Below are 13,527 nucleotides of genomic sequence, written 5' to 3'. Positions count from 1 at the left end.
ACTCCTTCCGGTTATGTGAATGTATGTTCTTCTTTTAATATAAAAAGAAAGGAGAAAAAATTCTCCTTTTATTACTCAGCAACAAGTGTTTTTAAATCGGCCAGCACTTGATCTGCCTCTTCCCAGGAATAAACGCTTGCACCTGCAGCAAGCGGATGGCCGCCGCCGCCATATTTCATGGCCAGCCCATTAATAACGGGCCCTTTTGAACGGAACCGTACGCGAATCTGGTCCTCTTCTTCTATGAAAAACACCCAGGACCGAATGCCTTTGACACTGCCTAAAATGCTGACGAGAAGCGATGTTTCTGCTTGTGTCGCTTGAAATTTTTCAAGCAGCTCTTTTGTCAAACGGACTTCAGCAACACCGGAATCGTCTATGTCAAAATGCTGCAAAATGTAGCCTTCTAATTTCAACACATGCGCATCTTTCTCATACATATTGTTAAACAGTTCCTGACGGTCAAATGCATATTGCATGAGTTCGCCAGCATACTGCATCGTATCAATCGTTGTCGACGAATATAAAAACCGTCCTGTATCGCTGACAATGCCTGCATATAGGAGGCGCGCCGCGGCGTCGCTCATTTTCAGCTGACCTTCAGACGTTTTATACAGCTCATAAATCATTTGGCTGCACGCTGCAGCGTCCACGTCGACCCAAAGCAAATCACCGTATGGATCTTCATTTGGATGATGGTCGATTTTAATGATCTCTTTTCCGAGCTTGAAGCGCTGATCACAAATCCGTGCCTGGTTTGCTGTGTCACATACGATCACAAGCGCATTTTCATACACACTGTCTTCAATTTGGTCAAGACGGCGCATAAAATAAAGGGTTGGTTCTTCTTCGCCAACAGTATAAACTGTTTTTTCAGGAAATGTTGCTTTAATGATTTCCGCAAGGCCTCCCTGCGATCCGTATGCATCTGGATCGGGACGCACATGGCGATGAAGAATGATTGTGTCATATTCCTTAATTTTGTCGATAATGTGTTGTTTCAAATCTTTTCCCCTTCTCTATAGGCTCGTTTCCAGTGGAAATCCGCCGCTATTCCCGTTACAATAAAACGAGAGTGAAAAACGGAGGAATATGTTGGATGCCTAATTTCTTTTTAGTCGTGATTATTGTTTTATCGTTTATTTTTTATTTGTTTTATAAAGTCCAGTATGTCCGCAGCAGTCGGCCAATGGAACGAAAATGGCTGTCTGCCAAGTCCAGCATGGTGCTTGGACTGTTTGTCGGTATGTTTGGCGTCAATACGCTGCTCATTCAGCAAACAACAACCGCTTATATTGTCGCGGCTGTTTTTATATTATACGGATTCGCCAGTATGATTGCAGGCTTCAAAATGTATAAGCACTATTTGCCGTTTGCTCGACAGGAAGCGGAAGAACTGGATCGATAACGGACGGAAAAGCAGGCATATCAGCCTGTTTTTTTTATGTCCAGCTTCAGGCGGCCAGACCCTCGGTCATAAGCCGTCACAGCTGTGTTGCAAAGAGCGCCCCTTCGCTGGTCCGTCTTATGCCTGCCGAGCCTGAACGGCCGCCTTTGCGCTTGGACCCGCAGGATGCGGGTCATAAAGGTGTTGCGGCATGATGCCGCGCTCTTGGGCTCACAGGATGTGGGTGACAAAGGTGTTGCGGCATGATGCCGTGCTTCTTAGCCTTTGATCCTATCGTTGTTAACGGTCAATTAATTGGCACATCATCATTACTTTGCCTGCCAGCACACCCGCGTTGTACACTTCCACATCTACTTTCCCGAATTTACGGCCGATCTCCAGTACTTTTGGAAAAATAGTAAGTGTTGATTCCATTTGAACCGGCTTTAAAAAATAGATTGTAATATTTTCAACGACGAGATCGCCGCGTTTATGGGCGCGCAATGCCCGATTTGCCGCTTCCGTGACAATCGTTGTAAAAACACCGTATGAAATGGTGCCGAGCTGATTGGTCATTTGCGGGGTTACGTCAAATTGATAGCCGCTGCCCGCTTCCTGGTCTTCCGGCAAAATAAGCTGTTTGGCGATCGTATCATCGAGCGTTTCGGCCGCTTGAGGCTGACGCTGCGCCATCTGCATCGCTTTCATGACGTCCTGTCGGCTGACGATCCCTTGCAAGCGGTTTTGCTCATCAATGACTGGCAGCAATTCAATTCCTTCCCAAATCATCATATGCGCAGCCGAAGCAACACTCGTTTTAAGCGTAACCGTAATCGGATGCTTCGTCATCACTTTATCAACGAGCATTTCCCGCCCGCTTCCCATTATATCTTTCGCTGTCACCATGCCAAATACCTTTAAATGTTCATCAACGACTGGAAATCGGCTATGCGATGTTTCTCTGTTTTTATCAAGCCAGTCCCCGACCGTATCACCCAGCTCCAAAAAAACACTGCTTTCAACCGGCGTTAAAATATCACCAACGAGCACGATTTCTTTTTTGATAAGCTGATCGTAAATAGCCCTGTTAATCATGGCCGCAACGGTGAACGTGTCGTAGCTTGTCGAGATAACTGGAATCTCTAAGTCATCCGCCAGTTTTTTCAGGTCATCGCCCGCTTCAAATCCACCGGTAATCAAAACAGCTGCACCAGCCTGCAGAGCAAGTTCATGGGCTTTTACCCGGTTTCCGACAATTAATAAGTTACCGGGTCCTGTATAGCGCATCATCGCTTCAAGCTGCATCGCGCCGATGACAAATTTATTTAATGTTTTATGTAATCCGTTTCGTCCGCCAAGCACTTGTCCATCGACAATATTGACGACTTCCGCAAACGTCAGCTTTTCAATGTTTTCTTTTTTCTTTTGCTCAATCCGGATTGTCCCGACCCGCTCAATCGAGCTGACCATTCCTTTTGTCTCGGCATCTTTAATCGCCCGGTAGGCCGTTCCTTCACTGAGCGAAAGTGCCTTGGCAATTTGGCGGACGGAAATCTTTTCGCCGATCGGCAATTCCTCAATGTATTGAAGAATTTGTTCGTGTTTCGTTATCAATGGCTCCACCCGTCCCTTTCGGCTCTCATTCCTTTCTTAATTATAGACCAAAACAAGGCGAAAAAAAAGAAGCCGCCTCAATTGAGACAGCTCCGCTTTTATAATTCAATCACATCTCCGGGATTCATCACTTTGCCGCTGCCGTTTTTCACTTTCGACGTGAAGTCTTCCGGATTTTGCTTAATTGGCGGGAACGTATCGTAATGAATCGGCACAACTGTTTTCGCCTGCAAAAATTCCGCCGCAATCGCCGCGTCGTCCGGTCCCATTGTAAAGTTATCGCCGATTGGCAAAAAAGCCAAATCGATTGGATGACGTGCAGCAATTAATTTCATGTCGGAAAATAATCCGGTATCACCTGCATGATAGACGGTTTTCCCTTCATTCATGATGAGAACCCCAGCCGGCATACCCATGTATAAAAACGTTCCGTCTTCCTGCTGAAGACCAGAGCCGTGAAACGCCTGTGTAAATTTAATTTTCCCAAATTCAAACTCACGGCTGCCGCCTATGTGCATAGGATGCGCATTAACACCTTGGTGCTGCAAATAAAGCGCCAGCTCATTCACGGCAATGACAAGGGCACCGCTTCGCTTGGCAATCTCGAGCGTATCGCCTACGTGGTCGCCATGTCCATGCGTCAGCACGATAAAGTCAGGATTTTGTTCGTCTGCTTTTAAATCCGTCAATTCGTTTCCGTTAATAAACGGATCGACCAAAACTGTTTTTCCATTTGATTCAATTTTAACAATTGAATGTCCGTGATAAGATACTTTCATATTTCGACCCCTTCCTTTTGTATTGCATCACATAACTTTCCCCTCCTTACAAACCATTTAAACCTTTCTGGTAAAACTTTCAGAAATGTTAGACTTATCACTTTTTATTTGATGCTTTTGCTGTAAAATGAAGGTATAAGGGGGGGAATGGCTTATGTTAAAGTATAAGCACGTATTAGTAGCCGTTGACGGATCAAAAGAAGCGGAATGGGCCTTTAAAAAATCTGTCCAAATTGCAAAACGAAATGGTGCTTCGTTAAATCTTGTTCATGTCATTGACACCCGTTCATTTGCAGCAATCGAGGCATATGACCGCTCTATTGCTGAACGCGCAACAAAGTACGGAAACGAGCTTCTTGATAATTACAAAAAAGAAGCGGAAACAGCTGGTGTGACACATGTAAATACGTTTGTCGAATATGGCTCTCCTAAATCAATTATCCCCAAGGATGTAGCGAAACAAGTAGAAGCGGATTTGATCATCTGTGGTGCCACGGGATTAAACGCAATGGAACGTTTTTTGATTGGAAGCGTTTCCGAGCATATTACACGTGCAGCCAACTGTGACGTATTAATTGTCCGTACTGATGATATCGATGAATAACCGCATGCATAAAAAAACCGCCACTTCTTTGGCGGTTTTTTTGTTAATCCAGCTCCAGGCTCCATCGGCTCGCGGTCATAAGCCAAGCCCTTCTGGAGACAAAAAGCGCCTCCGGCAGTCCTAGTCTTATGCTTGTCGCCGATAAGCAGGCGCCTTACGCTTTTTTATTTTAGCAGTTCTCTTGCCGCTTGAATTTGGTTTTCGACTTGGTCAAACCCAGTGCCGCCGAGAGACTTCCTTCTCTTGACTGCTTCATACGGTGATAGAACGCCGTAAATATCTTCTTCGATTACGTTCGATGCTTCTTTCAACTCTTCGATCGACAAATCAAGCAGGAAGCATCCTTTTTGAATGCACGTAAATACAAGCTTGCCGGTGATTTCATGCGCTTCACGGAACGGAATGCCTTTTGCTGCCAGGTAATCCGCAAGCTCTGTCGCATTGGAGAAATCATTTTGCACAGCGTCTTTCATGCGGTCTTCGTTCACCGCCATTGTATCGACCATGCCGGCGAAAATTTTCAGAGAACCGAGAACCGTATGGACGGTATCAAACATGCCCTCTTTATCTTCTTGCATATCTTTGTTATAGGCAAGCGGCAGTCCTTTTAAAATCGTCAGCAGGCTGAACAAGTTGCCATATACACGGCCTGTTTTGCCGCGTATCAGCTCTGCCATGTCTGGATTTTTCTTTTGCGGCATAATACTTGAGCCGGTTGAAAACGTATCATCCATCTCGATGAAGCGAAACTCCTGGCTGGACCAAAGAATGATCTCTTCCGCAAAACGGGACATATGCATCATTAAAATCGACGATGCACTTAAAAATTCGAGAATGAAATCGCGGTCACTTACTGCATCCATACTGTTCTGATATACGCCTGCAAAGCCAAGCAGCTCTGCTGAACGCTGACGGTCAATCGGAAACGTTGTGCCGGCAAGCGCCCCCGCCCCGAGCGGAGACATATCAATTCGTTTCAACGCTTCCGTATACCGTTCTTTATCGCGCTGCAGCATCCAGAAATACGTCATTAAATGATGACCGAATGAAATTGGCTGCGCCCGCTGCAAATGCGTGTAGCCTGGCGCGATCGTTTCTTTATGTTTGTCGGCTTTCTCCACTAAAACCGACTGGAACTGGCTGATTAACCCGATAATGTCTTTGACTTGCTTCTTCAAGTACAAATGCATATCCGTTGCGACTTGATCATTCCGGCTTCTTCCGGTATGAAGCTTTCCGCCAACTGGACCGATCGAATCAATCAATGCTTTTTCTAAATTTAAATGAATGTCTTCAAGCGAAACCGAAAATTCGATTTCACCGGCTTCGACTTTCTTCTTTAAAGCCTCAAGTCCTGACTTGATCTGATCCATTTCTTCTGTTGTTAAAATGCCTGTTTCACCAAGCATTGTCACGTGGGCGATGCTGCCTTCGATATCTTCGAAAACGAGCTCCTGGTCAAATGAGATGGACGCTCCGAATTCGTCTACCCACTCTTCTGCTGATTTTTGGAACCGACCGCCCCATAACTTTTTCGTCATGATTACTTAAGCCCCTTCGCTTTATGAACACGCGAGCTGACAACTGTTGGCAGACCATATAAGTTGATAAAGCCAACCGCTGAAGCATGGTCAAACGCATCGTCTTTAGAATAAGTTGCCAAGCTTTCATCATACAATGAATACGGCGATTTTCTTCCTTCAACAATTGCGTGTCCTTTAAAGAGTTTCACACGCACTGTACCTGTTACATATTTCTGCGTATCTTTTAAGAAAGCGACAAGTGATTCACGAATCGGGTTGAACCAAAGACCATCATAAATGATTTCAGTTAAACGCTTTTCGATAACCGGCTTAAAGTGAGCAAGTTCTTTTACAAGTGTAATGTCTTCAAGCTCTTTGTGTGCAGTAATAAGCGTTGTCGCGCCCGGTGTTTCGTACACTTCACGTGATTTGATGCCGATAAGACGGTTTTCAATGTGGTCAATACGGCCAATCCCGTGCTTGCCTGCCACTTCATTTAAATGAAGTATCAACTCAGCAAGCTCCATTTTTTCGCCGTTTACAGCTGTTGGAACACCTTCTTCAAAATCGATTTCGATAATATCTGGTGTATCCGGTGTATCTTCTAAATGCGCTGTTAAGTCATACGCATCCAGCGGGGGTGCTGCCCAAGGATCTTCTAAAGCGCCACACTCGTTGGCACGACCCCATAGGTTTTGGTCAATCGAAAACGGACTTTCTTTTCCGATTGGAACCGGCACATTGTTCTGCTTTGCATATTCGATTTCTTCTTCACGCGACCAAGCCCAGTCACGGACTGGTGCAAGAACTTCCAAGTCTGGGTTTAACGCACGGATTGCTACTTCAAAACGAACCTGGTCATTCCCTTTCCCTGTGCAGCCATGCGCCACAGCTGTTGCATTTTCCTGCTCCGCGATTTCAACTAATTTCTTTGAAATAAGCGGACGTGATAACGCGGATACAACCGGATACTTATTTTCGTACCATGTGTGTCCCTGCAAGGCAATCAGTGCAAAATCTTCCGCAAATTCTTTTTTCGCGTCGATCATGTAACTCTCAACTGCACCTACTTGAAGTGCTTTGTTTTTAATAAATTCAAGGTCTTTTCCTTCGCCGACATCGAGGCACACTGCGACAACATCGTATCCTTTTCCTTTAAGCCACGGAATCGCGACGGATGTATCAAGACCACCTGAATATGCGAGAACAACTTTCTTACCCATCTATTATTTCCTCCTCATAATTGCAAATACCAGTATAATTATTCATTCGAATTAATTTTTATTCTGTTAATATGTATAAAGAATATCATTTTCCAAAGGCCCTTTCAAGTGGTTTTCTGAAAAAAATACAGTTTTTTGTGTATTTATGTAGAAATCTTGTATATTCGACCGTTTTGCTATTTTATATTTGTTTCACTATTATAGAAGAAACGAGAATAAAGCAGGTGAATTTATGTTCCAGTACGATAAACGCCTCGGCATTTCTATTCCTGCTCTCAATCGGGAATGGCTTGAGTATACCGCAGATGAACGGCAAGTGATCATGCATAAATGGGAAATGATCCGGGGGAAGATTCCGGATCGCATTCAAGAACTAGAAACACATATTAATGAGAAGCAGGCCGCTTTGAATAATGAAGAAGATTTTGACCGATCATGCCGGCTCAATACAGGCATTAGCGAGCTCGCCTCGGTTATTAATGATTTGTGGCTTTGGTTCAGAACCGTACCGGATGTATATACTAATGAAAAAATACACCAATAAAAAAGAACCGGCTGGTGGTCAGCTCCGGTTCTTTTTTTCATGCAAATAACGATATTGATAGTATCGTTCAGCAAAAGCAGTCAGTTGTTTAACCGCCCAATAATTGGCACCGGCTCCAATCGCCATTGAGATAAGCGGAACGCCCGATAAGGTTTGATGACGCAATGTTCGAACAGCTGCCAGCTTCAATACGTGACGCAATGGTTCCTGAAGCATCGTTTCATCCATCGCCCAGCTGTCATCAGAACTATAAGCAATTCCTTCTTCTACTTCTGTGATAAGCTGTGCCCATCCATCTGCTTTCAGGTGATCCGGAAGCAAAGAGGCATGAAAGAGATGAAGGATGTTCTCTTTTTCAACCGGATGACTTGGATCAAAACCATAGGAAAGGGCGTTTGTTTGAATCGCATGCAGCCCAATAGCCGTCATAGAAAGAAGATCTGCGGCTATCGGCACCAAACTGCCTGTTCCTGTGATAGCTCCCTGGACTGCGGCGGCTGCATGATTTCTTGAAGCTTGTTGACGGCTTATGTAATGAAGCTGGTCGATTGTAAGACTGCGCATCTGCTCTACCGTTTCAATATCTTCGCGAAAGATCCGGGCTGTCGCGAATATTCGATTTCTCATTTCTGTTTGCAGCCTCTCTTTTTGCAAAAACGAATGAATCCATTCTATTGATTGATCCACCTGCATAAAAAATCGATCCTGCATATCATCCGGCATTGAGGCTGTGATCCGGTTGAGGGCATCATTCTCCTCCGTTTCATTGTCCCGATTTGAAACCAGCTGCTGCTCCCAATCCATCAGCTGATTCCAATACGAGTGGTCTCGTTTTGTCCACATCGCTGTCATCCTTTCTGATGTTCGCTGAACCAGTGATCAATTTTTCGGACGATCGCTGCTGTTGCTTTTTTATCCGTTAATGATGGCATGGATGCTAACAGTACTTCTTTCGGCTTTTTTACACCTGGCGCTTTTTTGCGGATCATTAAGATGCTTTTCTCCGCCTGCTTGTTTTTAAAAAGCGTTGCCGGCAGCTGAATCACACCTTCAATATACGCTTCTTCTATTAAAAAGGACTGCAGCTTTTTCGCTTCCGGTGATTCAAAAAGACCGTTTGGAATGATGAAAAACAGCTGGCCGCCCGGTTTAGTGTGCTGCAGGCTTTGCTCAATAAACAAGTGATGGGCATACGAATGACCAGTGTCTGCTTTTAGCTTATATGAAGACGCCCGATCATCATTCGGGTAATACCCAACAGGCAAATCGCAAACAACCACATCTACCGGATCAATTAACAGCGGCTCCAATGCATCTTGGGTGTATAACGAAATTGGGTGGTGGAGCAGGTTTGCTCCCGCATAGGCAAGCTTCAACAACACATCGTCAAGGTCGACACCGTGCGCTTCTACTTTTCCGTCAAATTCATTTAATACCGTTGTGACAAGATTTCCTGTTCCGATCGCCGGATCAAGCAGTGTAAACGTCGCCGTTTTCCCAAAGCTTTTTCTTAATAGATAGGCAATAAACAAGCCGATCGAATCTGGCGTCATTTGATGATTCTGCTGAACATGCTCTTTCATGCCTTTTAAAATGGCAAGCTGAAACGACTTGCGGATCGCTTCTTTTGAATAGTGCTCCAGCTGAACCTCACTGTATAACTTTTGCAGCCGTTTTTCATCCATTTCATTTAATTCTTCCTGCACGACGTAACCGTGAAAGAGATTTTCTGCTGTTTCACCGAGTGCTTCTAAATACGGAATGGATAAAAGCCTGCTCATAAGTGCGGCAGATTGGTCTAACACGGTAAACAATTTTTCTACTGTCAATTCCTTTGTCATAAAAAGAATCCTCACTTTCATTTCGCAAAAAACAGCCGGCTCCGACAAAATGTCAAAGCCGGCTGAAACGAGCCTGTACTGAATTATTTTGCTGCTTTTGCTGCTTCAATCGCCGCGTTGTAGTCTGGATGATCTGTTCCTTCACCGACATACTCCACATATGTAACTGTATCGCTTGAGTCGATCACAAAAACAGAACGTGCCAGAAGGCGGAGTTCTTTCATGCCAACACCATAGCTTTCAGCAAAAGAAAAGTCACGGTGATCTGATAATGTTTTCACATTTTCAAGACCGGCCGCCGCGCACCAGCGCTTTTGAGCAAATGGAAGGTCAGCTGAGACGGTTAACACTTCAACGTTGTCCACTTTTGCCGCTTCTTCATTGAAACGGCGAGTCTGCGCATCGCATACACCTGTATCAATCGAAGGCACAACACTGATTAAGCGAACTTTTCCCGCTGTATCCACAAGCGTGACAGGAGATAAGTCATTAGCCAGAACTGTAAAATCCGGTGCTTTGTCTCCCACTTTTACTTCGCTGCCAATCAATGTGATTGGATTTCCTTTAAATGTTACGTTTGCCATTGTTTATTCCCTCCAAATTCAGCAGTATACATACATCATACTGAATCACATGCTGTGATTGCAATGAAAAAGGGCTAAACGACAGCTTTTTTCTTTTGAACGCTTTTGAGCTGGGCAAATGTAAAGACAGCGAGCGCACTCCAAATAAAAACAAAAGATAGCAATTGCGATGGCGTAAATGGTTCATTGTATATAAAAACGCCGAGCAAAAGTGTCATTGTTGGCGCAATGTATTGCAGGAAGCCGATCAAATAAAGCGGAATTTTTTGTGCGCCATGCCCGAATAAAAGAAGAGGGATCGCCGTGAGCACACCACCACCAATTAAGAGAAGATCTGTCTGAACATTGCCTGAAAATAATTGAATACTTCCGTTTCTTGATAAAAATAATAGATATAAAACGGCAAACGGTGTGACGGCAGCTGTTTCAATTGTCAAGCCAACCGCCGCATCCATCCGGATCATCTTTTTGGCTAAGCCATAAAGAGCGAATGAAATCGCCAGTGATAATGACACCCACGGAAAAGAATCATACGAAAATGTCATAATTAAAACACCGCATGCGGCCAGCAAAAAAGAAATGATTTGTGCTTTAGAAAGTGATTCTTTCAACACGACAACCCCGAGCAGCACACTCATAAGCGGGTTAATATAATAGCCCATGCTCGTTTCAATAATATGGTTATTGTTAACTGCCCAAATAAAAACAAACCAGTTAATGCTGATTAAAAATGAAGCCACCCCGAGCGCCAGTGCTTTTTTTGGATGAATTGTTATGTCTTTTAGTACACGTTTAAGCGGTGCAAGCTTTCTCATCAGCACGAGCAGTATAATCATAAAAACAAATGACCAAATTACACGGTTGGCCAATATTTCATAGGCAGACACATCACCGATCAGCTTCCAATAAATTGGGATCAATCCCCAAATCACATATGATCCGGCTGTGTACAACATGCCGGATTTTCGTTCGTTTTGCATGTATTCACCTCATTTATTTCTATACACGAAATATCTATCTGGAAAAATCCGCGCCGGAAACTGGCGCGGGTATCTTATAATAAGTCATCCATTTCCGATTCATTGTTTGGAAGCAGAATCGTTTCCGTTGACCGAACGGCTTCATCGATCAGCGGATCAAAGTCTAAGAAGCTTTCGAAAAACTGGACTTTTTCCGTTTTCGGCTTTGTTTTTGGTGCGGCCGGTGTAAAAATCGTACAACAGTCTTCAAATGGTAAAATCGAAATGTCATGCGTGCCGATTTTGCGTGCGATATTCATGATGTCGAGCTTGTCCGTTGCAATCAGCGGCCGAAGAACCGGCGTGTTTGTCACATCATTAATGGCCGCCATACTCTCCATCGTTTGGCTGGCTACTTGCCCGAGGCTTTCTCCCGTAACAATGGCCAAGGCACCCGTCTGCTCACGAATGCGATCCGCAATCCTCATCATGATCCGCCGCGTAGATGTCATCGTGTAATTTTCCGGCACTTGCTTATGAATCGTTTCCTGAATATGTGTAAATGGCACGATATGCAGCCGGACATTGCCGCCGTACGTTGTCAGCACATTGGCCAAATCAATGACTTTTTGTTTTGCCCGGTCACTCGTGTATGGCGGACTAAAAAAGTGGACCGCCTCTATTTCGACACCGCGCTTCATCATCATGTACCCCGCCACAGGACTGTCGAGACCACCCGATAAAAGCAAGATGGCTTTCCCCGCTGCACCGGCTGGCATACCACCGGCACCCGGAATTGTTTGGGATGATAAATATACAGCTTCTGTCCTTACTTCAATTGTTAGTGTAAAGTCCGGGTTTCGAACATCCACCGTCAATTCCTCTGTTTCACGCAGCACATGCCCTCCGATTTCATGGTTTAATCCATGCGTATCAAGCGGAAATTGCTTATCGGCGCGGCGGGTGTTGACTTTGAAAGAGGCAGGGCTCCCATTCATCGCTTTTTTTACAAGAGAGAGTGCTGCTTCTTTCATTTCATCTAATTCCTGTGTTGTTTTCACAACTGGACTGAATGACTGAATGCCTGACACGTGAACAAGCTTTTCTTTCACATCGTCAAACGATGCCGCGTTTAGATAAAGAAACATGCGGTCACGCTGTGCTTCCACTCCAATACGGTCATCTTGCAAAAGACGCTTAATATTTGTTTTCATTTTATTTATAAATTTACTTCGGTTCCGTCCTTTTGTCGACATTTCGCCGTAACGGATCAATACGTGGTCATAGTTCATGTTCGCTCATTCCTTTTTTTTGCGAGCGCTGGAATAATTCGATCCAGCGCTTCGATAAATTGTTCAGCTTCCTGCATAGTATTATGGGATGACAAGCTGATGCGAATTGCGGAAGCAGCCAGGTCACTATTTACATTCATTGATTGCAGTGTACGGCTTGGCTTTGTCTGCTTTGAGGAGCAGGCACTTGTCGTCGAAACAATAATCCCTTCTTTTTCCAGGGCATGCACGAGCACTTCTCCTTTTGCACCTGGCAAAGATACGTTTAAAATATGTGGCGCGGCTTGGTTAATCGGTGTATGAACAACAAAGTTTAAGCGAGAAGTGAGTCCATTGTAGATCCGGCGGGTGATGTGCTGGATAGAGTCTATATCCGTTTCTAGTATAAGACGTGCCGCTTTTGCTAATGCCGCTGCACCAGCTGTTTGTTCTGTTCCACTGCGAAAACCACTTTCCTGTCCCCCGCCTGACAGCAGCGGGGCAAGTTGAACACCGCTCTGCTTATATAAAAAGCCCGTTCCTTTTAATCCGTGCAGCTTATGCCCAGATACCGACATAAGATGTATGCCGGATTTGTTTAAGTCGAGCGGCACTTTTCCAAATCCTTGCACCGCATCCACATGAAAAAGCGTCTGCGGATAAGTTTTGAGCATTCGCCCAATCTCTTCTATAGGCTGGACTGTGCCGATTTCATTGTTCACATGCATGACCGATACAAGAATTGTTTCATTCGTTATAGCTTGTTGAATATCTGCCGTTTCGATTACACCATTTGCTCTTGGCTTTACATATGTGACATCAAATCCTTCTTTTTCAAGATCCCGGCACGCTTCAAATACAGATGGATGTTCCATTGCGGTCGTAACGATATGCCGCCCTCTGCTTTTATAAAAATGCGCTGTTCCTTTGATCGCAAGGTTATTCGATTCAGTTCCGCCAGATGTAAAAATAATCTCTCGAGCAGGAACACGGCACAACGCGGCAATTTGACCGCGCGCTTTTTCAAGAAACCGTTCAGCTTCCATTCCGGGATAATGAAGCGATGATGGATTCGCAAAAAAGCGTGTGCTTGCTTTTATAAATGTTTCAAGTACTGATTGATCTGGCATCGTTGTCGCACTATTGTCGAAATAAATCATACGCATTGCTCCTTACTTTTTTCACCTATCCATGTTAG

General features: G+C 44.6%; 14 protein-coding genes. 3 read left to right on the top strand and 11 right to left on the bottom strand.

The window, feature by feature from the left end; all coding sequences use genetic code 11:
• Positions 1-71: 71 nt before the first annotated feature.
• Positions 72-1,004: a DHH family phosphoesterase gene (locus VQ00_RS02900; protein ID WP_046178574.1), complete on the bottom strand. Its 933-nt coding sequence runs from the start codon at positions 1,002-1,004 to the stop codon at positions 72-74.
• Positions 1,005-1,099: 95 nt separating this feature from the next.
• On the opposite strand from VQ00_RS02900, the gene VQ00_RS02895 reads away from it, so the two are divergent.
• Positions 1,100-1,408: a YtpI family protein gene (locus VQ00_RS02895; RefSeq protein ID WP_046178573.1), complete on the top strand. Its 309-nt coding sequence runs from the start codon at positions 1,100-1,102 to the stop codon at positions 1,406-1,408.
• A gap of 279 nt (positions 1,409-1,687) precedes the next feature.
• Here VQ00_RS02895 and VQ00_RS02890 read toward each other — a convergent pair whose 3' ends face one another.
• Positions 1,688-3,001: a CBS domain-containing protein gene (locus VQ00_RS02890; RefSeq protein WP_046178572.1), complete on the bottom strand. Its 1,314-nt coding sequence runs from the start codon at positions 2,999-3,001 to the stop codon at positions 1,688-1,690.
• A 98-nt stretch (positions 3,002-3,099) separates the two neighbouring features.
• A complete protein-coding gene (locus tag VQ00_RS02885) occupies positions 3,100-3,780 on the bottom strand; it encodes a metal-dependent hydrolase (protein ID WP_046178571.1) in 681 nt (226 codons plus the stop codon).
• 154 nt (positions 3,781-3,934) lie between these two features.
• Here VQ00_RS02885 and VQ00_RS02880 point away from each other — a divergent pair, with 154 nt between their 5' ends.
• Positions 3,935-4,384, top strand: a complete 450-nt coding sequence (locus tag VQ00_RS02880; protein ID WP_046178570.1) for a universal stress protein — start codon at positions 3,935-3,937, stop codon at positions 4,382-4,384.
• A 164-nt stretch (positions 4,385-4,548) separates the two neighbouring features.
• Here the strand turns inward: VQ00_RS02880 and argH are convergent, their stop codons facing one another.
• Together argH and VQ00_RS02870 are read right to left on the bottom strand one after the other, a co-directional pair.
• Positions 4,549-5,925 carry an argininosuccinate lyase gene (gene argH, locus VQ00_RS02875; RefSeq protein WP_046178569.1) on the bottom strand — a complete coding sequence of 459 codons (1,377 nt, stop codon included), beginning with the start codon at positions 5,923-5,925 and terminating at the stop codon, positions 4,549-4,551.
• 2 nt (positions 5,926-5,927) lie between these two features.
• Positions 5,928-7,130: an argininosuccinate synthase gene (locus VQ00_RS02870; protein ID WP_046178568.1), complete on the bottom strand. Its 1,203-nt coding sequence runs from the start codon at positions 7,128-7,130 to the stop codon at positions 5,928-5,930.
• A gap of 232 nt (positions 7,131-7,362) precedes the next feature.
• Here VQ00_RS02870 and VQ00_RS02865 point away from each other — a divergent pair, with 232 nt between their 5' ends.
• Positions 7,363-7,674 carry a hypothetical protein gene (locus tag VQ00_RS02865; protein ID WP_046178567.1) on the top strand — a complete coding sequence of 104 codons (312 nt, stop codon included), beginning with the start codon at positions 7,363-7,365 and terminating at the stop codon, positions 7,672-7,674.
• 18 nt (positions 7,675-7,692) lie between these two features.
• Here VQ00_RS02865 and VQ00_RS02860 read toward each other — a convergent pair whose 3' ends face one another.
• From VQ00_RS02860 to VQ00_RS02835, 6 genes are all read right to left on the bottom strand, one after another.
• The gene (locus VQ00_RS02860) at positions 7,693-8,517 is read right to left on the bottom strand and encodes an EcsC family protein (protein ID WP_046178566.1); all 825 of its coding nucleotides are present in this window, start codon (positions 8,515-8,517) and stop codon (positions 7,693-7,695) included.
• Positions 8,518-8,522: 5 nt separating this feature from the next.
• On the bottom strand, positions 8,523-9,515 hold the full coding sequence (locus VQ00_RS02855; protein ID WP_046178930.1) for a class I SAM-dependent methyltransferase: 993 nt from the start codon (positions 9,513-9,515) through the stop codon (positions 8,523-8,525).
• A gap of 83 nt (positions 9,516-9,598) precedes the next feature.
• Positions 9,599-10,099 carry a thiol peroxidase gene (gene tpx, locus VQ00_RS02850; protein WP_046178565.1) on the bottom strand — a complete coding sequence of 167 codons (501 nt, stop codon included), beginning with the start codon at positions 10,097-10,099 and terminating at the stop codon, positions 9,599-9,601.
• Between the two features lie 74 nt (positions 10,100-10,173).
• On the bottom strand, positions 10,174-11,079 hold the full coding sequence (gene rarD / locus VQ00_RS02845; protein ID WP_046178564.1) for an EamA family transporter RarD: 906 nt from the start codon (positions 11,077-11,079) through the stop codon (positions 10,174-10,176).
• A gap of 74 nt (positions 11,080-11,153) precedes the next feature.
• Positions 11,154-12,350, bottom strand: coding sequence for a tRNA uracil 4-sulfurtransferase ThiI (thiI, locus tag VQ00_RS02840; protein ID WP_046178563.1), 1,197 nt, complete (start codon positions 12,348-12,350; stop codon positions 11,154-11,156).
• Positions 12,347-13,489: a cysteine desulfurase family protein gene (locus VQ00_RS02835; RefSeq protein WP_046178562.1), complete on the bottom strand. Its 1,143-nt coding sequence runs from the start codon at positions 13,487-13,489 to the stop codon at positions 12,347-12,349. The genes thiI and VQ00_RS02835 overlap by 4 nt, the downstream gene beginning before the upstream one ends.
• Positions 13,490-13,527 lie beyond the last annotated feature (38 nt).

This window comes from Domibacillus tundrae, assembly GCF_000970675.1.
In the GTDB taxonomy this organism is placed as follows: Bacteria; Bacillota; Bacilli; order Bacillales; family Domibacillaceae; genus Domibacillus; species Domibacillus tundrae.
Note: the sequence above shows the minus strand (reverse complement) of the source record. Positions and strands in the feature narration are given on the sequence as shown.